Consider the following 18785-nt stretch of genomic DNA (forward strand, 5'->3'; position numbering starts at 1 on the left):
ATATGAAGAAGATTATTATTGGTGAAAATATAGTAAAGTATTTCGGCGAGGGCGATGAACAGCGCAATGTTCTCGATGAAGTGTCCGTTGAAATAAACGAGGGCGAGTTCGTTTCGGTTATGGGACCTTCGGGCTCGGGAAAATCGACGCTGATGTTTGCACTGAGCGGAACGGATGGCGTTGATGGCGGAAAGGTCGTTTTTGATGGCAGGGATTTATCGGAGATCAGAGAGAATGAGCTTTCAGATATACGTAGAACACAAATGGGATTTGTTTTTCAACAGCCTACTATGCTGAAAAATCTCAATATCCTCGACAACATTATGCTTCCGTCCATGCGCGACAACAGAAAAAACGCCGCAAAAATTTCAGACAAGGCAAGAGAGCTTATGAAAAGGACAGGCATTGCGGAGCTTGGAAAACGAGACATTACACAGGTTTCAGGAGGTCAGCTTCAGCGTGCGGGAATATGCCGTGCGCTTATGAACAGCCCGGAAATCATCTTCGGCGACGAGCCTACGGGTGCGCTCAACTCACAATCCGCACAGGAGATTATGGACATATTTTCTGAAATCAACGAGGACGGTACTGCGGTTATGCTTGTAACTCACGACGCAAAGGTTGCGGCACGGACGGAGCGCATTATGTTTATGCGCGACGGAAAAATCGAAAGCGAGCTGAATCTTCCGAAGTTTGATGGAACGGATCTGGATAGCAGAGTCAAAAAAGTAACAGTGAAAATGCGGGAAATAGGAATATGATTTGTTGTATCACAGTCACGATTTAACGATTTCTTTTTCTTGATACTCGACAAGAAGTAACTGTTCAAATTTTATTCAACTATAGGGGTGCGTTAATCCAAGAAGGGTTAAATCAAGGATTGACGCTTTTTATATTGAACTTACTGTACTTCTGATGGTGGATACACTGGTCAAGCAGGAGCAATTCGTCATGGTATCTCCCGTGCGCTTCTTAAAGCGGATCTCGAAATGCGTCCATCCTGGAAAAAAGCTGGCTTCTTGACCCATGACCCTCGTATGAAAGAACGTACAAAATACGGTCTTAAAGCAGCTCGTCGTGCACCTCAGTTCTCCAAACGTTAATTTTCTTATTACCCGATATTTAGAGCCCTTTCTCAAATTACCGAGGAAGGGCTTTTTTGTTGTACGTTCATGTTAGGTGTACATAAAAAGATTAGGAGTCTTTAAACTCCAACCATATTTATTTTAGATAAACGATATTGTATGAATTGGAACATTATGTTGTTTTGATCCAGATGCAAAATATTCAATATGTTTTATAAAAAAAGAGTTATAACAATATTTTATTGGATTAAATATTAGGAATTATTATAATATAATATGGAGTGAACAACTCCACTAAACTTTAATAACATTCGGCTGTGTTCCTGTGGATCAATGTTAGGTTACTAGCTTGCTCCACAGGGAACCAGCCGAAAAGTCGTTTACATGGCTTAATATGGTTAGTTCCCCCATCATTCCATAAAAACCTCCATGGATGATGGTCTCCGGCTAAAGGAGGGCAGTTGCTCTAGGAGTTATTTCTAGACAAGGGGGAACTAACCCAATGTTAAATGACAGCAAGAACAACAGCATTGGTTATGATTACCGGATCAACTGGTCAAAAGTGACCAAAAAAAAGATCCAGAATCATTGCTCCAAATATGAGAACGGTCAAAGAACCTGGTACCCATACCAACTGGCAATAAATCTGATTGAGCTGAACCTGATGGAATCCCCAGCGTTAGCGGGTAATCTTATGGCTGAAATCGAAGTACCTACTGACGTAATCAATGAGGTACAGCAGCTTCTCAAACAAGAACGAGAAGTAATAGCTGGACAAGTAAACGTCTTACACGAATACTTGAAAACGGTTGAGAACCTGCGAAAAGATCAAGAAGATTATGAGCAAAAGAGATGCCAGTATTTTCAAAACGCCATAAAAGACGACCGGGATTATATCCAGAGAGAGCGCCATCACTCCCGAAGCATAAGCTCAGCTAACAAACAAGGCAAACGTAATGCCTACATTGTTGGAGCCTTTGCGATTATCGGTCAGCTGATATTAGCTCAATCCAGATTAGCTAGTATAGAAAAACCAACATTCTTCGATGTGATCTACAATTGGATTAACAATGCAAACGTACAAGCGGTCATTGTTTGGGTAATCATAGGTGTAGCAGTAGCTAATGCCACAAAGATCAAGAAGATTATCGGCAAAGCAGCTCGCAAGATTGGAAGTTGGTTTAAAGGCTCCATGTAAACGACCATAGTTATTAAAGTTGGACCATACCATTTATTGGTATGGTCCTCAATTTTTTAGTTAGTTTTTATGTATAAAAAGACCTATCATGATGTTGTGCAAGGCTCCATGTAAACGACCAAATTTACAAGACTTTTGCACAAAACCAGATAGGTCTAAATCTATTATACCAAATAATTTGAATGAAACAAGAAAGTTACAATAATCCCCTATATGAAAAAAACCTATCATGGTGTTGTGCAAGAGCCACAGTAAACGACCAAATTTACAAGACTTTTTGCACAAAACCAGATAGGTCTTTATACCTATTATACTAAATCCTCATCCCCATCTATCAGGATCTTTATCTTACCGTCTTTAATGCACCGCTCCAAGCGACAACTTGTTCCAGCATAAGATTTACATTATCAAGGTGTAACTCAGCTGGTTTGAATTCACTGAAGTTCTCAAAATCAGTAAATAGTGACAATGTTGGATGAGTACGAACGTCCGCAACATGTAATTCACCCAAAATTCCCCGTAAATGCTCTGCTGCACGAGCTCCACCTGTTGAACCGTAGCTTACGATCCCTGCTGCTTTATTGTTCCATTCATCGCGGGCTGAATCGAGTGCGTTCTTTAATGCTCCTGAGATACTGTGATTGTATTCAGCAACAATGAATACAAATCCATCTAGGCTCTCAAGTTTTTCTGGCCAAGCTTTTAGTCCTGGTTCTTGACCAGTACCCTCTCCTAAGAAAGGTAATTTGAAATCGGCAATATCGACGATTTCATAATCAGCGTCTCCACGTTTGTCGGCAATTTCTTTCACCCAATTTCCTACTTGTGGACTTACACGCCCTTGACGAGTGCTTCCTAAGATAATACCAATTTTTAAGTTAGCCATTGCTTTTTCCTCCTCAGTTGATCTTCCGAATAATTTATCTAAAAAACCCAAGTATTTTCACCACCTATATTTTTTCACTACGTTTTTGTAGATTATTGCCCCCTTTTAAAGGTATTTGCTACCCTAGATTTCTATACTATTAATTAGTTACTTACTTTACATAAGTAATTATATTTTTATCATCTTGTGCCGTCAACTATATAAATTCCTCATAAAAAACTTTATGCAACAAGAAGTCTTTTAGTTGTGTAGTGTTAGAGGATTTCTTTTTGGAAAACAAAGAGAAGGTTATTTATGATTATCTAATCATCAAATTTGTTTTCTCTTACATATTGCGTTGGTTTGTCCCATAGAATGCAATATCCGATATAAAACGATGAGGTGAGTTTATGTCCTTTCCTCGATTCACAAGAAAACGTGCATTTTTATGGATTACGATCGCAATCATTGCCGCATTCCTAATCCCGATTGCTACTCAATTTACATTACAACCCAGTCAACTATGGGATCTACCTTTAGTAGGGAAGACGATCCTGATCGATGCCGGCCATGGTGGAAAAGATGCTGGTGCCTCTAGCAAAGATGGATTGCAAGAAAAAGAGATAACACTCAAAATCGCGAGCTATCTTCAAGAGCAGTTAGAACAAGCTGGGGCTTATGTGGTGATGACACGCGATGAAGATGAGGAGTTGTCGGATCCAGAGGCACACAAATTAGGAAAGAGAAAAGCTCAGGATTTAGCAAGAAGAGTCAAAATGGTGAGCGAAGTAAAGGCGGATTTAGTCATTAGTATTCATTTGAACTCTTTTCCTGACACAAGTGTAAAAGGAGCTCAAGCTTTTTATAATCCTCTTCAAGAAGAGAACAAGAAACTAGCAGAGGCAATTCAAGCTGAGATGTCTCGTAACTTACCAAATGCGCAAAAAGCTGCAAAAGGTAAGAATGATGTCTATCTACTAAAAGAATCGCCAGTCCCTACCTCTTTAGTTGAAGTAGGATTCCTTTCCAATCCAGAGGAAGCCACACTGCTAGCTTCTGATGGTTACCAAAAAAAGCTTTCTACTGCTCTTTATTATGGCATCTTGGAATATTACACAGGAGCAAAGCAAACGATGGCATATCGCTAACTTTTAATAACTTTAGGTTTAACCAGCATCTTCTGTAGTAATCCTCTTATAATCTACCTCATATTCAGCAATATGCTATAATGGTAACGGTATCAATAAGGAATCCTTACTAGAAACGTAAATCTCTTTTATGGGGTGTTTATTATATGATTACAACGGAGAAGGTCTTGGATGTACTCCGAGATGTCAAAGACCCAGAGCTAAATAAGAGTTTAGTAGAATTAAATATGATACGTAATATTCAGATACACGATAGTCAAGTCTCTTTGGAAGTAGTATTGACTATCACTGGATGTCCACTAAAAATAACAATTCAAGAAGATGTGGAGAATGCGATTAAAAAGTTGGGTGCTTCGCAAGTCGATGTTACTTTTGGTGCTATGACGGACGAAGAGAGAGCGGCTTTATCACGACTTTTACAAGCTGAGAGACAAGGAACCCCTAACCCAGCAACAGGAGCTGCTAAACAACCTTCTGCTCCTTCTATTCCCGCCCTTTTACGTAAGGATTCCCCTACAACCTTTCTAGCGATTGCATCTGGTAAAGGAGGAGTAGGAAAATCGACGGTTACAGTTAACTTAGCTGTAGCATTGGCTCGTTTAGGCAAGAAAGTTGGCATAATCGATGCGGACATTTACGGTTTTAGCGTACCAGATATGATGGGGATTACACAGCGTCCAGTGGTAATAGATGAAACAATCTTACCTGTTGAGAGATTTGGGGTAAAAGTAATTTCAATGGGCTTTTTTGTAGAAGACAACGCACCTGTCATCTGGAGGGGGCCTATTCTAGGAAAGATGTTGCGTAATTTCTTGTCTGAGGTTCATTGGGGCGAATTAGACTATCTTCTCCTAGATTTACCTCCAGGCACAGGGGATATCGCCTTAGATGTTCATCAGTTGATCCCACAGAGCAAAGAAATACTAGTCACGACGCCACACGCAACAGCCGCTTTTGTAGCAGCTAGGGCAGGTGCAATGGCGATCCACACCAAACATGAGTTGTTAGGGGTAGTAGAGAACATGTCTTGGTATGAGAGCAAATCAGGAGAGAAAGAATATGTCTTTGGTCGTGGAGGAGGAGAGAAGTTGGCACAAGAATTGAATGTGGAGCTTTTATCCCAAATTCCATTATCTGCTCCTGAAGGAATGGATCTCGACTCTCCAAACTTTGCGCCATCCGTTTATCCAGAGAATCATCCAATTGGGGAGTTATATCAAAAGCTTGCAAAGCAAACTATCAAAGCTACATCTCAAAAATAAAGTATTGCATACTCAAAACAAAAGCCACCTATGTGTAGGTGGCTTTTTCATTTAAAATAAAGTTATATTTATTGACCACCTTGTTCTTCACCTTGGCCTTGACCCTGACTCTGACCTTGGCCTTGATCCTGACCTTGCGTTGGTTGTGTCTCCTGAATTTTCTTTTTCAGTTCGTCTTGAAAACTAGGTGTTTTTAATGTCTCTTGAATCAGTTTTAATGTTTCTTGCCGATTTTCTTTACTTTTCATCACTTCTAATAGCTGTTTAGAGAATTCCGGATCCTTTAGGATATCCATCATAGACTGCTGGAACTTTGGATCTTTCATCAATATTTTCATAGTCTCTTGTTGTTGTTTCTCTGTTGCCTTCATTATTTGTTCTGCAACAGTTGGGTTAGATAACAGATTGATCCAATCTTTTTGTGTAGTTTGATTTTGTATTGATTTCGCTACATACTCTTCCATGGCTTTCGATTGCAGCTGCATATGTGTTTGAAACTCGGGATCTTTTAGTAGCTCTTGAATGGCTTTTTTGCCCTCTTGCGTATGTATAGTATCAATCAAAATTTGTTTTACCTGTTGATAATCAACTTGGGATTGATTGGTAGCTTGATCCTGATTGTTACATGCGCTAATCAAAAGAAGGGGAAGAGCGAAAGATAATATCCATTTTTGTGGCATCGTTTGTACCCCCATGTTTACTTATGACTGTGCTTAGTATGCCAGCTATACGGAAGTGTCATTCATCTGATACAATCAAAATCGAAATGTGGTAGAAGGAGTAGAAAAGATGAGACTAAAAAATTTACTAATTTGGTTTGTCTTTACGATTGCAATTAGTGGAATCATCGCGATTCCTTTAGGATTCCTTTTAGAAATGCTTTCAGGAGAGATGTTATTTTTTGACTCCCCAAAAATGTCCGCGTTCACCCAAATGTTACTTGCTGGGCTAACATTGGGATCAGTAGCAATTTTAGGATTCTTCGCTTATCTAGTTTTTAACTGGTTAGCTCTTGGATTACTGCGCAATACACAGCTGTTTCAAATCATCCAATTAGGAGTCATCATATTAATCGGTTTTCCATTAGTCCAATTTCAATTTGCATCCTTTGCACACGAAACAATCTTGATTCGATTAGCTATTCCAATTGTGGTTTTTGTATCAGCTTTTGTTGTTTCATGGTGGAAAGTGCAAAAAACCAAACATCAAGCCTTTGTACCTACATTTTTCTTCATGGTGACAGCAACCGTTTTAGAAGCATTTCCAGCTTTAAATTCAAAAGAAGGGACTCTTCCTTTTGCATATGTTTTGTTTACTGTTCTAATCTTAATTGTTTGCAATGCTTATCAGATTAGCAATCTTCACCGATGGACATCTCCCAAAAAACAAGAGGATTCCTCAAAACAAAACAAAAAAGCCAACCCTTCTAAAAAGGCTAGCTCTTCTAAGGTAGCAAAGGCATAACGATTAACTATTTTACTTCATCGGTTTTTACATCGGCATTACTTAGTAACTCCGATACGGTAACAAACTCATAGCCTTGCTCTTTTAGCTGATCAATGATTTGAGGAAGAGCTTCGTGGGTTTGTTGGCAAGAATCACTAGCATGAAGAAGGATAATATCTCCAGGATGAGCTTTAGATGTGACTCTCTTTACAATTTTATCGACTCCTGGATTTTTCCAATCTAGAGAATCGGTATCCCATTGGATCGATTTATAACCTAGTTCATCTGCGATCTTTATCACCCTTTTATCAAAATCACCATTAGGGTAACGAATAAGATTTGGATCTTTTCCCGTTACCTTTTTTAAAATCGAATGTGCTGTACTAATCTGTTTCCGGATTTCTTCGTCACTAAGAGTACTGTAATTTTCGTGTTTATGCCCGTGAGAACCAATTTCGTATCCAGAATCTACGATTCGTTTGACGATATCAGGATGTGTCTCCGACCAAGGTGAGGATAAGAAGAAAGTTGCTTTCTTTAATCCCTTTTGTTCTAGCACATCCAAAATAGGACCAGTCCGTTTTTCTCCCCAACTAATATCAAACGTAAGTGCGACCATTTTCTTTTCTGTTTTGACACTATAGATTGCATTTGGTTCGTTATTTGTTGGGAAGAATACTTGTATGTTATTGGATTCTGCATATACGACCCCACTCGCAAAAAAGAGTGCGAGCGCCAAGACAGCATAGCGTTTTAACTGTTTACCAGATAAGATCCAAAAAAAGTTCATTTTGTACCCTCCACTCGGTTTGTCCTAGTTCAATTTATGCGGGACAAGGCGGGATATGAATCGAAATGCTGTAAAAAGGTGTGATAGGAATGAAATACTTATTTCAGGAATTTGGGAAAGGGATTCGAGCAGAAAAAAAGTTACTTTTTATTTCAGCTGGAGTCTTATTGGCCAGTATACTTATTGGGTATTTTGCTAATCGCCAAGTAGAGGAAGCCCTGAGTATGTTGGGGGTAATGGATCAATTAGAGAAGATAGCAAATCAGTTCCAGACAAACACTAATTATTTATATGTTTTTTCCAGTATATTCCTAAATAACTTCTCCGTAGCAATGGTGATGATATTAGTAGGGGTATTACTATTTTTCTATCCAGTTTTAATACTCAGTAATACAGGGTTATTAGTTGGATACGTACTTTTTGTTGCTTCCTCGAAGACAGGCAGTAATCCATTTGCTTTATTCGGTACTACGATTCTTCCCCATGGTGTATTAGAATTTCCAGCTATCATTGTTGCATCTGTACTTGGTATACGAGGTGGATTACTAGTAATACGATCTCTTACCTCTCTAGGGAATCAAGAACGTAGAGCAAAAGTAATGGTCGGATGGAAACAGTATCTACATCGTTTTTCTCCTATGCTGTTTGGTCTTACTGTCTTTTTGGTAATTGCGGCCGCGATTGAAGGATTGCTCTTTTACCTGTATACATAAATGGAGGCTAACTTCCGTGAAAGTAAATGTAGAATGGAAACAGCAAATGCAGTTTGAAAGTCATACTCCATCAGGACACCAAATTATAATGGATGCGAGTGAGGAGTCGGGTGGAGCCAACACGGGCCCACGTCCTACCGAGATATTATTAGGTGCAGTAGGTACATGTACAGGGATTGATATCGTCGAGATCCTGAGAAAAATGAGACTACCTTTGGAAAGATTCGATTTGAATGTTTCAGGAGAACGTGCAGAAGAACACCCTCGAAAGTTTACCCAAATTCATCTGGAGTACCATTTATCAGGTGATCTGCCAGCAGATAAAGTAAAAAGAGCGATAGAACTATCTGTTGAAAAGTATTGTTCTGTCTCGCATTCCTTATCTGCAAAGATTCATGTGTCTTATACGATAAATGGACAATTATATAGATTATAAAGAAATGACTCGATTCGAGTCATTTCTTTATAAAAAAGTGTTGACTCTATTAATCTAGCATGATATATTATTTCTTGTCGCCACGACAAGGCGGCATAAACAAAAAAGCAATGATGTTCTTTGAAAACGAAAGAGTGAGATGTATCACATTTAGCCAGATGATTTACTATTGAGCTTTCAAACTCAACTTTATCGGAGAGTTTGATCCTGGCTCAGGACGAACGCTGGCGGCGTGCCTAATACATGCAAGTCGAGCGGGGTTCCTTCGGGAACCTAGCGGCGAACGGGTGAGTAACACGTGGGCAACCTGCCCTCAAGCCTGGGATAACTCCGGGAAACCGGTGCTAATACCAGATAATCATTGCTCTTGCATGAGAGCAATGTAAAAGTTTTTCGCTTGAGGATGGGCCCGCGGTGCATTAGCTTGTTGGTGGGGTAATGGCCTACCAAGGCGACGATGCATAGCCGACCTGAGAGGGTGACCGGCCACACTGGGACTGAGACACGGCCCAGACTCCTACGGGAGGCAGCAGTAGGGAATTTTCCGCAATGGGCGAAAGCCTGACGGAGCAACGCCGCGTGAGTGATGACGGCCTTCGGGTTGTAAAACTCTGTTCTTAGGGAAGAAGTTCTGACGGTACCTAAGGAGAAAGCCCCGGCTAACTACGTGCCAGCAGCCGCGGTAATACGTAGGGGGCAAGCGTTGTCCGGAATTATTGGGCGTAAAGCGCGCGCAGGCGGCGCTTTAAGTTGGGGGTTAAAGGCAATGGCTCAACCATTGTTCGCCTCCAAAACTGGAGCGCTTGAGTGCAGCAGAGGAAAGTGGAATTCCCGGTGTAGCGGTGGAATGCGTAGAGATCGGGAGGAACACCAGTGGCGAAGGCGACTTTCTGGGCTGTAACTGACGCTGAGGCGCGAAAGCGTGGGGAGCAAACAGGATTAGATACCCTGGTAGTCCACGCCGTAAACGATGAGTGCTAGGTGTTGGGGGCTTTCCCGCCCTCAGTGCCGCAGCTAACGCATTAAGCACTCCGCCTGGGGAGTACGGCCGCAAGGCTGAAACTCAAAGGAATTGACGGGGGCCCGCACAAGCGGTGGAGCATGTGGTTTAATTCGAAGCAACGCGAAGAACCTTACCAAGGCTTGACATCCCGTTGACCGGGGTAGAGATACCCCTTCCCTTCGGGGCAACGGTGACAGGTGGTGCATGGTTGTCGTCAGCTCGTGTCGTGAGATGTTGGGTTCAGTCCCGCAACGAGCGCAACCCTTATCGTTAGTTGCCAGCATTTAGTTGGGCACTCTAACGAGACAGCCGGTGAAAGCCGGAGGAAGGTGGGGATGACGTCAAATCATCATGCCCCTTATGTCTTGGGCTACACACGTGCTACAATGGCCAGTACAAAGGGTTGCGAACCCGCGAGGGGGAGCTAATCTCATAAAGCTGGTCTCAGTTCGGATCGTAGGCTGCAACTCGCCTACGTGAAGCTGGAATCGCTAGTAATCGCGGATCAGCATGCCGCGGTGAATCCGTTCCCGGGCCTTGTACACACCGCCCGTCACACCACGAGAGTTTGTCACACCCGAAGTCGGTGAGAGAACCTTACGGACTCAGCCGCCGAAGGTGGGGCAGATGATTGGGGTGAAGTCGTAACAAGGTATCCCTACCGGAAGGTGGGGATGGATCACCTCCTTTCTATGGAGTATCTTTCATGATACAAATTCGAATGTTTTACCCGGCTATGTTACTCTCAGCTTTCGTTTTCAGAGAATATGACTTTTACCCTTTGCTATATAGCAAAGGGTTTTTTATCATTATGTGTACATCTGAAGAAAACCCTAGCTTCTATAAGAAAATTACATAGAATTCACCTCCCGACATATGGTAGGATGGGGAAGTCAAGTTTTGGTTAACACTAATTTTGTATAAAGAGAAAAGTAATAGCTTTATAAATAGATGTAAAAAGTTATGAGGAGAAAAATGGTATGAAAAGTTTAAAAAGAGATTACTGGATTGCATTTTGGGTTTATTCAGTCATCACAATAGGTTCAGTATTATTAATGAAGCTAATACAAATTCCAAGTTACCGCTTAAATGAAGCTCTCATTCCAAAGACGTTCTTACTATTTTGTGGGTTTATGATTGTTTTAGTTTACTTTGTAAAAATCCCTAGAATACATCGTATAAAGGAATGGATATCTGTTTTAATCCTTGGATTCTTTTTAACAGTCTTTACTGTGTTTTTACTTCGCAACACATACTATGGTTTTAACGGTGTGGAAAACGATGTAGAATTTATCACGGCATCTGTTACCCGTTATGCAAACTCTTGGACATTTCACGATTTTTCGTACCAAGATCTATCTGGATTCTATCCACCGCTCTATTTCTATATACTAGGGAAGGTGGCTTGGTTAACAGGGATTGAGCCATATATGATGGTTCGTTACGGATTATTCGCAGTTTGTTTTTTCTTACCACCGCTTTTTTTCCTAGCATGGTCTAAAGTAATCAGACCACAATTTGCTCTATTCTTTACCTTTGCTTTGATATTTGTATATCCACATACTCCTTTTGCTCTTTACTATAAGGCTTATGAGTTTATTGCCCTTTCTTTTATAGTTCCTTGGTGGTTCGCTTTTGCAGAGCCTTTAAAAGGAACTCCAACGGAACGAAAGAAATACTTACGATTCTTATTTGTAGGCGGGATATTAGGAGCAATAATCTTTCAAGTTTATTACTATTGGTTTTTTGCTTTTATTATTTACACTGCAATTCAGCTCGTTATTGATTTGTTCCGTAAACAAACATGGAAAGAAGTATTTAAAAAGTACAGTCACACTTTTTACGTGTTATTGTTAACCGGAGCATTTAGCATGTTATACATTCTGCCAATGGTGTTGGATTTTCTAACTGTTGCCTTTAATCCAGTGCAGAATAAATATTTTTACTTTGACATGCTAAATATTGAGCCTAAAATTACAGCTGATATAGAAGGTTTAGTACTATTGATTAGTCTCTTTACGATCTTTATCTTTAGTCAAAAAAGGAAATTTGTATCTAAGCTATTATTATTGTTACTTAGCATTTATATATGGCAGTTTGTGGGGCATGTAGGTCTTACGATCGATAAACCAAACCTCCATTTTAAGATGAAAGAACTTCTTTATTATGTATTGATGGCCGGATTTAGTTATTTGATGTATATGGTGACTACCTCTAAACGCTTTCGAGAGTATCGGAAGACGATTACTGTTGCCGTCTTAGTATTGATTGTTATCATCTTTGGACAGAAGATGTTGGATGTAAAAGATCACCGATATAACCGTACAGCCCAAAATTCCTATGTGCCACCCGAAGTGAAAACATTGCAGCAGTTTGATTACAAAAATAAAGTTGTTCTCTCTGTATATAATAAATTGCACACCTACTTACCAGTGTTTGACTTTTTTAGTCATGAAGTATTGTTCTCACATCACTCTGCACAAAGAGAAGAAAGACTGGTCTTCTTGCGAGATCTTGGTCAGTCACAGAACCCAGAATTTGTTGCTTGGATGTTGACATACAATAAGTATGACAAAGTAGACTATATTTGGATGCCAAAACCTAAAGAAGGTAGTGCGACCCAAATACTAAAAAATAATATTTTGGTCTATCCGGACGGTAAACTACGTATCCCTATTAATCACTATCCTGATCTAAAACATGTCTATATCAAGTTTAACCAATCGATTTATCAAGCACCGTACTTTAAGCAGCTGAAAAAGGGAGAAACCCTTTATGAGATTCAAGGAGTAACTCCTGATCAGTACGATCAATTTACTGCTGAAGAAAAAGATTTTGCAGATCAATATATGAATGATCAAATCAAAGTGCAATTACACAGTAAATAATGCTGATACCCAAAGGCTATCCTAGTAATATAAGGATGGGCTTTGGGTATTTTTGGATACAAAAAGTGGTTGCGTTCATTTCCGATACATGATATATTATTTCTTGTCGCCGCGAGCGACATACAAAAATGAAACGCACCTTGAAAATTAGATACAGAAAGCCAAGTAAGAAAACGTAATAAAGTTTTCCTACGACATCAAATATCGTGGAAGTCTTTTACGTTTTGTTGCAATCACCGAAAAGTATGACCGAGGTAAAGCTACTAAGGGCACACGGTGGATGCCTTGGCGCCAGGAGCCGATGAAGGACGGGACGAACACCGATATGCTTCGGGGAGCTGTAAGTGAGCTTTGATCCGGAGATTTCCGAATGGGGCAACCCACTTGCTTGAAGAGCAAGTACTGCCACCTGAATCCATAGGGTGGTAAGAGGCAGACCGGGGGAACTGAAACATCTAAGTACCCCGAGGAAGAGAAAGCAAACGCGATTCCCTGAGTAGCGGCGAGCGAAACGGGATTAGCCCAAACCAAACATCTTCGATGTTTGGGGTTGTAGGGCGTCTCACTAGGAGTTATCAAGGAAGCAGGTACCAGAAGTGGTTCTGGAAAGACCCGCCATAGCAGGTAACAGCCCTGTATGGAAAACTTGCTTCCCTCCGAGACGGACCCTGAGTACGGCGGGNCGATGGTACTTGGACCGCAGGGTCCTGGGAGAGTAGGTCATTGCCAGGCAAACCAAAAACCACTTAGTTGCTACTTCGGTAGCCTAAGTGGTTTTTTTGTATTGATAAAATAAGCAGACACACGTAAACAACTTAGGGTTACTAGAAGTAGAACAGAGTTCAAACCTTAATGTAAAGATAAAAACATATAAGTTAAAGATGGGAAATTTTTAAATCTAAATAGGGCTTGTTCGGTTTTAAAAGAAAAAAATATTTAAAAAAAGATAATGTAAGCGGTTTAATGTAACTTTTCCTCACATTACAATATTGTAATTTGCAAAACCATCGTGATATTATAGCTAATAACAAATTATATGTTAGAAAAACTGACATAAGAGGTGGGGCATAATGAATCAAGTCATGGTGGACTCTTTTTGGATCTTTTTCTGTGCAGTTTTGGTTATTATGATGCAGGCAGGGTTTGCTTTGTTAGAAGCTGGTTCTGCTAGAATGAAAAATGCTGGTCATATTGCCGCTAAACAATTACTTAGTTTTTCCATAGCAGCAATTGCTTTTTGGGCTGTAGGGTATGGATTTATTTTCGGAGAGGGAAAATGGATTGGAATGGAAGGATGGTTTTTGAAAGGATTAGGAAGTGATGGAGAAGTTCCTGTCGAAATCAACTTTTTATTTCAATTTGCTTTTGCCGCAGTTTCATTAGCAATCGCTTGGGGTGGATTTGCAGAACGCGCTAAATTGAGTGTATACCTCTGGTTTGGATTACTTTTTACTGCTTTCGTATATCCTTTAGTAGGGCATTGGGTTTGGGGTTCAGAAGGATGGTTACATGAACTTGGAAAACAAGATTTTGCAGGTTCTACTGTCGTCCATTTACAAGGTGGAGTTGCAGCAATTGTTGCTACAATCCTTTTGAAACCACGTGTTGGCAAGTTTAATGCAGATAAGACTCCAAATATGATTCCGGGTCATAACCAAGTCTATTCTGTATTAGGTACTCTATTAATTTGGATTGGTTGGTTCGGGTTTAATCCAGGTAGCACTTTAACAGTACAAGATGGATTTTTCGGTTATGTAGCCCTTACTACGAATTTAGCTGCCGGTGCTGGAGCACTTGGATCTGTTTTAATGGTGCAATTTTTGTTAAAACGTATTGAGGTTCCATATATCGTAAATGGAGTGTTAAGTGGACTCGTAGCGATTACTGCAGCTTGTGCGTTTGTGGAAGCTTGGGCAGCGGTATTAATAGGATTTATTGCAGGAGCAATTACTGTTGCTAGCTCTATTTGGATAGAAAAACTCGGTGTAGATGATCCGATCTATGCATTCTCTGTTCATGGTGTAGCAGGGATTTGGGGAACTCTTTCAACAGGGTTATTTGCAACACCAGAACTTGTAGAGAAAGTAGGAATAGGTCAGGCCGGTCTTTTCTATGGTGGTGGTTTACAGCAGTTAGGAGTTCAAGCATTAGGAATTCTAGTAACCATACTATATGTCGGTGTGGCAACCTTCGTCTTGTTATTAGCGATCAAAAAACTAGGAGGTCTACGAGTTACAGACGAAGAAGAAGAAATTGGGCTTGATCTATCAGAACATGGTGGTTATGGATATCCAGAACAAATTACTCTACCAGTATCTATTCAGTCCAAAAAAGAGGCTAGTTAAAAACTAATAAGCAATAGCATAGCGAATACCAAATAAGGGACAAAGGTAATAGTGGTCCCTTATTTGGAGTGTTTTAATAAGAATAGCTTTTAAATTTTCAAAGCATACTTGACAGAAAGTAAGAGTCTAATTATAATAGTTATGTTTTTAATTGTTTTCTATATTTGCTGGTGTAGCTCAGCTGGTAGAGCACTTCACTCGTAATGAAGGGGTCGCAGGTTCGAGTCCTGTCTCCAGCATTTTCAATAAGATCTCTTTCGTATTAGGGCGAATGAGATCTTATTTTATTTTGGATTTAATTCTGATAAGTTTGAAATATATTTGGCGTTTTGGTATGATTTTATTGAAAAGAATTATAGAGGCAATGCAGATGGAAATGGATTGGAAAGCGAACAAATTTTTCTAATTTTGAAAGATCCAATTGCATAGTAAGAGATCTGATCGATCTCTTTTTTGTTATATCAAAATGGAAAATATTTATATACATAAAATAAATGCTATGTTGTTTATTCTTATGTATTTGTTCCTCTAGACTTTTTTGGAGTAGAAAGATTAGAGGATAAAAATATTAATTCTAATGTGGTTATTTTAAATGTAACCGCATACAAACAATTTATATAATGATTATTTTCATAAAAACGTAATTAAGTGAACTTGGTAAAAAAATACTCTTTACAAATTAAACAAATTTAAGTTAAATTTATTACAATACTAATTCACAGTATCTATATCAAATTGTCTAAATATATTTACATAAATAAAAAGTAGACAATCAAGTTTGGCTTGCTCTGGTTTTTTTGTACGAGCATCCCAACTTCATTGATATATTAGTACATGTGTATTAGGTTTATCAGGCAGGATGAATGGCTAGTCATTCATTCCGGGCATGTCGGATTTGTCATATTATTTTGGTTTCAGGTTTCAACTAATCTACACACTAGCTTAAAGGGGGAAATGGCAATGAAGAAACGCAAGTTAGCATCGTTTCTTTCGCTGACGTTAGTTGCAAGTTTAGTACTATCTGCCTGTAACTTTGGAGGCACTGATAGTGCTTCAGGCGCTAAGAACCAAACATTAGTAATGACTGAGAGTGCTGAGCCACCAAACTTGGATAGCGCAAAGTCTACTGATAATGCCTCTTTTAAAGTATTGAACAACGTAATGGAAGGTCTCTATCGCCTAGACAAAGATCAAATCCCACAACCAGGTATCGCTTCTGGTGTAGAAATTAGCCCTGATAAACTGGTTTATACTTTTAAACTTCGTGACGCAAAGTGGAGCGATGGGGTACCTGTGAGAGCGCACGATTACGAGTATTCTTGGAAACGTGCTTTGGACCCTGCTACTGCTTCTGAGTATGCGTATATTTTAGAGCCAGTCAAAAATGCTACTGAGTACAATGCTGGAAAAGCGAACAAAGAAGATGTAGGTGTCAAAGCATTAGATGACAAAACTCTTCAAGTAACGCTTAAAGCTCCAACTCCTTATTTCTTAGGACTTCTTTCTTTCCCAACTTACTTGCCACAACGTCAAGATATTGTAGAAAAATTTGGTGACAAATTTGCTCTAGAGGCTGCAAACAACGTTTACAATGGTCCATTCAAATTGACTGCATGGAACCATAACCAAAACTATGTATTGGAAAAGAACGAGAACTATTGGGATGCTGCTAATGTGAAGCTAAACAAAGTGGACACGAAAATCTTGAAAGATTCTCAAGCAGTTCTTAATTCCTACCAAACTGGTCAAGTACACTTTGGATTCATGAGTGGAGACTTTGCTCAGAAGTTTAAGAGTGATAAAGAAGCAGGTATTTTCGTAGAGGCTTCCTCTTGGTACCTTGAGTTCAACCAAACTAAGCCTTTCTTCCAAAACAAAAAGATTCGTCAAGCGATTAACTTAGCAATTGATAAAAATTCATATGCGAATGGTGTATTGAAAGATGGTTCGATCCCTGCTGGTGGATTAACTCCTCCTCAACTCAAAGCAAACGGGAATGATCCAAACCAAAAATTCCGTGAAGTATTTCCTGCTGAACCACAATTTAACCCAACAGAAGCGAAAAAACTGTTTGAAGAAGGTCTAAAAGAGCTTGGTCTAACACAAGCACCAGCAATCGAGTATGTTGCGGATGATACTACCAACTCCAAACGCCAAATGGAGTTTGTGAAAGAAGAACTTCGTAAAAATCTTGGAATCGAAATTACCCTTACACCAGTACCTTTCAAACAACGTCTTGAGCGTGGTAGAACACAACAGTTTGACATCCTAGGTTCTGGTTGGGGTGCTGACTATGATGATCCAATGACTTACATTGATCTCTTCGTCACAGGTCAAAGCTATAACCGTGGTAAATGGTCTAACAAAGAATACGATGCACTTGTTCAAAAATCCAAAAACAACGCTAACTTCCAAGAGCGTATGGAAGATATGGCGAAAGCAGAAAAAATCTTGATAGATGAGTCTGGAATTGCACCTCTTTACTACCGTAGCCGTGTATACCTCTTGAAACCTGAAGTACAAGGTTTGGTATTCCACTCCTTCGGTGGAGAAGTAAGTTACAAGTGGGCTACTATCAAGTAAGAGAAAATCGATACACAGAAGGTATATATCACCTCTGATATATACCTTCTCTTTCTATTCGTAACTGGTATTGAAAGGAAGTGATAGGATATGACACGTTATATACTAAAACGTCTTACGTTAATGATTGTCACACTACTCATTATTATCACCGCTACCTTCTTCCTAATGCATAGCCTTCCAGGAACTCCTTTAAAAAATGAAGAGAAGTTACCAGCAGCGATTCGCGAACAAATTATGGCCACATATGGATTGGATCAACCAGTTTATGTACAGTACTTCAAATTTCTAGGAAAGTTGTTGCAAGGTGATTTAGGAAAATCACTTAGTTATGATGGCAGATCCGTAACAGAGATGCTAATGGAAGGTTTCTCTGCTTCTGCTTTTATTGGAGCCCAAGCGATTCTTTTTGGTGTAACTATTGGACTTGTGTTAGGTGTGCTTGCTGCCTTTAAGAGAAATAGCTGGGTTGATAGTTTGGCAACAGGAACTGCCGTTTTCGGCGTTTCGATACCTAACTTTATCTTGGCTGGGTTGCTCTCTTATTGGATTGGAGTTAAGTTGCGTTGGTTGCCACCAAATCTTTGGGGTGAGTATCAACATACTATCTTACCTTCCTTGGCACTTTCGGTTGTAGTTATCGCTCAAATCTCTCGTTATATTCGTACCGAAATGGTAGAAGTGCTAGAGCAAGATTACATGCGTACTGCAAAAGCAAAGGGTATTAGCCGTGGAGCAGTCTTAGTGAAACATGCTTTACGTAACGCTCTTATTCCAGCGGTAACCGTTATGGGTCCGTTAGCAATTAATATCATTACAGGTTCTCTTGTTGTGGAAAGTATTTTTGGGGTACCTGGTATGGGGAGTTTATTCGTAGAATCAATTAAAGTAAATGACTATACCTTAATTATGGGGACGACCATCTTCTATAGTGTTCTAATTATTGCTGCAATCTTTATTGTAGATTTACTATACGGATTAATTGACCCACGGATTCGTATCACAGGAGTAAAGGAGTGATCT

The 18785-nt window shown here is 39.8% G+C and carries 14 protein-coding genes, 1 tRNA gene, 1 rRNA gene, 1 pseudogene and 1 other annotated feature; of the genes and pseudogenes, 14 read left to right on the top strand and 3 right to left on the bottom strand.

Going from position 1 to position 18785, the window contains the following annotated elements:
• The first annotated feature begins 2 nt into the window (after window positions 1–2).
• The 3 genes and pseudogenes from VJ09_RS11740 to VJ09_RS11750 all read left to right on the top strand — a co-directional run bounded on the left by VJ09_RS11740 (window position 3) and on the right by VJ09_RS11750 (window position 2283).
• Window positions 3–761, top strand: a complete 759-nt coding sequence (locus VJ09_RS11740; protein ID WP_044641916.1) for an ABC transporter ATP-binding protein — start codon at window positions 3–5, stop codon at window positions 759–761.
• A gap of 156 nt (window positions 762–917) precedes the next feature.
• Window positions 918–1103: pseudogene (rpsI, locus tag VJ09_RS11745) on the top strand (30S ribosomal protein S9); the annotation flags it as partial.
• 484 nt (window positions 1104–1587) lie between these two features.
• Window positions 1588–2283, top strand: a complete 696-nt coding sequence (locus VJ09_RS11750; protein ID WP_044641917.1) for a hypothetical protein — start codon at window positions 1588–1590, stop codon at window positions 2281–2283.
• A gap of 343 nt (window positions 2284–2626) precedes the next feature.
• On the opposite strand, the gene VJ09_RS11755 is transcribed toward VJ09_RS11750, so the two are convergent.
• Window positions 2627–3169, bottom strand: a complete 543-nt coding sequence (locus tag VJ09_RS11755; protein WP_044641918.1) for an NADPH-dependent FMN reductase — start codon at window positions 3167–3169, stop codon at window positions 2627–2629.
• A 389-nt stretch (window positions 3170–3558) separates the two neighbouring features.
• Here VJ09_RS11755 and cwlD point away from each other — a divergent pair, with 389 nt between their 5' ends.
• Entirely contained in the window at window positions 3559–4296 is a 738-nt protein-coding gene (cwlD, locus tag VJ09_RS11760) for an N-acetylmuramoyl-L-alanine amidase CwlD (RefSeq protein ID WP_044641919.1), read from the top strand.
• Window positions 4297–4442: 146 nt separating this feature from the next.
• Entirely contained in the window at window positions 4443–5558 is a 1116-nt protein-coding gene (locus tag VJ09_RS11765) for a P-loop NTPase (protein WP_044641920.1), read from the top strand.
• 68 nt (window positions 5559–5626) lie between these two features.
• Here the strand turns inward: VJ09_RS11765 and gerD are convergent, their stop codons facing one another.
• Complete coding sequence (gene gerD / locus VJ09_RS11770) at window positions 5627–6238, bottom strand: spore germination lipoprotein GerD (protein ID WP_044641921.1); 612 nt, start codon at window positions 6236–6238, stop codon at window positions 5627–5629.
• A gap of 109 nt (window positions 6239–6347) precedes the next feature.
• On the opposite strand from gerD, the gene VJ09_RS17665 reads away from it, so the two are divergent.
• Window positions 6348–7022, top strand: coding sequence for a KinB-signaling pathway activation protein (locus VJ09_RS17665; RefSeq protein WP_052807370.1), 675 nt, complete (start codon window positions 6348–6350; stop codon window positions 7020–7022).
• Between the two features lie 7 nt (window positions 7023–7029).
• Here the strand turns inward: VJ09_RS17665 and pdaB are convergent, their stop codons facing one another.
• Window positions 7030–7794 (bottom strand): polysaccharide deacetylase family sporulation protein PdaB, encoded by a 765-nt coding sequence (pdaB, locus tag VJ09_RS11780; RefSeq protein ID WP_044641922.1) that lies wholly within the window; start codon window positions 7792–7794, stop codon window positions 7030–7032.
• A gap of 89 nt (window positions 7795–7883) precedes the next feature.
• Between pdaB and VJ09_RS11785 the strand changes: the two genes are divergently transcribed.
• The 8 genes from VJ09_RS11785 (at window position 7884) to VJ09_RS11820 (ending at window position 18782) form a co-directional block, all read left to right on the top strand.
• The gene (locus VJ09_RS11785; RefSeq protein WP_044641923.1) at window positions 7884–8507 is read left to right on the top strand and encodes a stage II sporulation protein M; all 624 of its coding nucleotides are present in this window, start codon (window positions 7884–7886) and stop codon (window positions 8505–8507) included.
• A gap of 16 nt (window positions 8508–8523) precedes the next feature.
• Window positions 8524–8943 carry an OsmC family protein gene (locus VJ09_RS11790; protein WP_044641924.1) on the top strand — a complete coding sequence of 140 codons (420 nt, stop codon included), beginning with the start codon at window positions 8524–8526 and terminating at the stop codon, window positions 8941–8943.
• Window positions 8944–9132: 189 nt separating this feature from the next.
• A 16S ribosomal RNA gene (locus VJ09_RS11795) occupies window positions 9133–10636 on the top strand.
• Window positions 10637–10926: 290 nt separating this feature from the next.
• On the top strand, window positions 10927–12834 hold the full coding sequence (locus VJ09_RS11800) for an arabinofuranosyltransferase (RefSeq protein ID WP_044641925.1): 1908 nt from the start codon (window positions 10927–10929) through the stop codon (window positions 12832–12834).
• Between the two features lie 298 nt (window positions 12835–13132).
• Window positions 13133–13549, top strand: a sequence feature (23S ribosomal RNA rRNA prediction is too short).
• Window positions 13550–13904: 355 nt separating this feature from the next.
• Window positions 13905–15179 (top strand): ammonium transporter, encoded by a 1275-nt coding sequence (locus tag VJ09_RS11805; RefSeq protein ID WP_044641926.1) that lies wholly within the window; start codon window positions 13905–13907, stop codon window positions 15177–15179.
• A gap of 166 nt (window positions 15180–15345) precedes the next feature.
• A tRNA-Thr gene (locus tag VJ09_RS11810) sits at window positions 15346–15418 on the top strand.
• A 721-nt stretch (window positions 15419–16139) separates the two neighbouring features.
• Window positions 16140–17762, top strand: coding sequence for a peptide ABC transporter substrate-binding protein (locus tag VJ09_RS11815; RefSeq protein WP_044641927.1), 1623 nt, complete (start codon window positions 16140–16142; stop codon window positions 17760–17762).
• A 90-nt stretch (window positions 17763–17852) separates the two neighbouring features.
• Window positions 17853–18782 carry an ABC transporter permease gene (locus VJ09_RS11820; RefSeq protein WP_044641928.1) on the top strand — a complete coding sequence of 310 codons (930 nt, stop codon included), beginning with the start codon at window positions 17853–17855 and terminating at the stop codon, window positions 18780–18782.
• Window positions 18783–18785: the final 3 nt, after the last annotated feature.

It is taken from the genome of Risungbinella massiliensis (genome assembly GCF_000942395.1).
Lineage (GTDB): Bacteria > Bacillota > Bacilli > Thermoactinomycetales > Thermoactinomycetaceae > Risungbinella > Risungbinella massiliensis.

Coding starts and splice junctions, on each gene's coding strand:
- VJ09_RS11740 (WP_044641916.1), top strand. CDS start 3: ATGAAGAAGATTATTATTGGTGAAAATATAGTAAAGTATTTCGGCGAG.
- VJ09_RS11750 (WP_044641917.1), top strand. CDS start 1,588: ATGTTAAATGACAGCAAGAACAACAGCATTGGTTATGATTACCGGATC.
- VJ09_RS11755 (WP_044641918.1), bottom strand. CDS start 3,169: ATGGCTAACTTAAAAATTGGTATTATCTTAGGAAGCACTCGTCAAGGG.
- cwlD (WP_044641919.1), top strand. CDS start 3,559: ATGTCCTTTCCTCGATTCACAAGAAAACGTGCATTTTTATGGATTACG.
- VJ09_RS11765 (WP_044641920.1), top strand. CDS start 4,443: ATGATTACAACGGAGAAGGTCTTGGATGTACTCCGAGATGTCAAAGAC.
- gerD (WP_044641921.1), bottom strand. CDS start 6,238: ATGCCACAAAAATGGATATTATCTTTCGCTCTTCCCCTTCTTTTGATT.
- VJ09_RS17665 (WP_052807370.1), top strand. CDS start 6,348: ATGAGACTAAAAAATTTACTAATTTGGTTTGTCTTTACGATTGCAATT.
- pdaB (WP_044641922.1), bottom strand. CDS start 7,794: ATGAACTTTTTTTGGATCTTATCTGGTAAACAGTTAAAACGCTATGCT.
- VJ09_RS11785 (WP_044641923.1), top strand. CDS start 7,884: ATGAAATACTTATTTCAGGAATTTGGGAAAGGGATTCGAGCAGAAAAA.
- VJ09_RS11800 (WP_044641925.1), top strand. CDS start 10,927: ATGAAAAGTTTAAAAAGAGATTACTGGATTGCATTTTGGGTTTATTCA.
- VJ09_RS11805 (WP_044641926.1), top strand. CDS start 13,905: ATGAATCAAGTCATGGTGGACTCTTTTTGGATCTTTTTCTGTGCAGTT.
- VJ09_RS11815 (WP_044641927.1), top strand. CDS start 16,140: ATGAAGAAACGCAAGTTAGCATCGTTTCTTTCGCTGACGTTAGTTGCA.
- VJ09_RS11820 (WP_044641928.1), top strand. CDS start 17,853: ATGACACGTTATATACTAAAACGTCTTACGTTAATGATTGTCACACTA.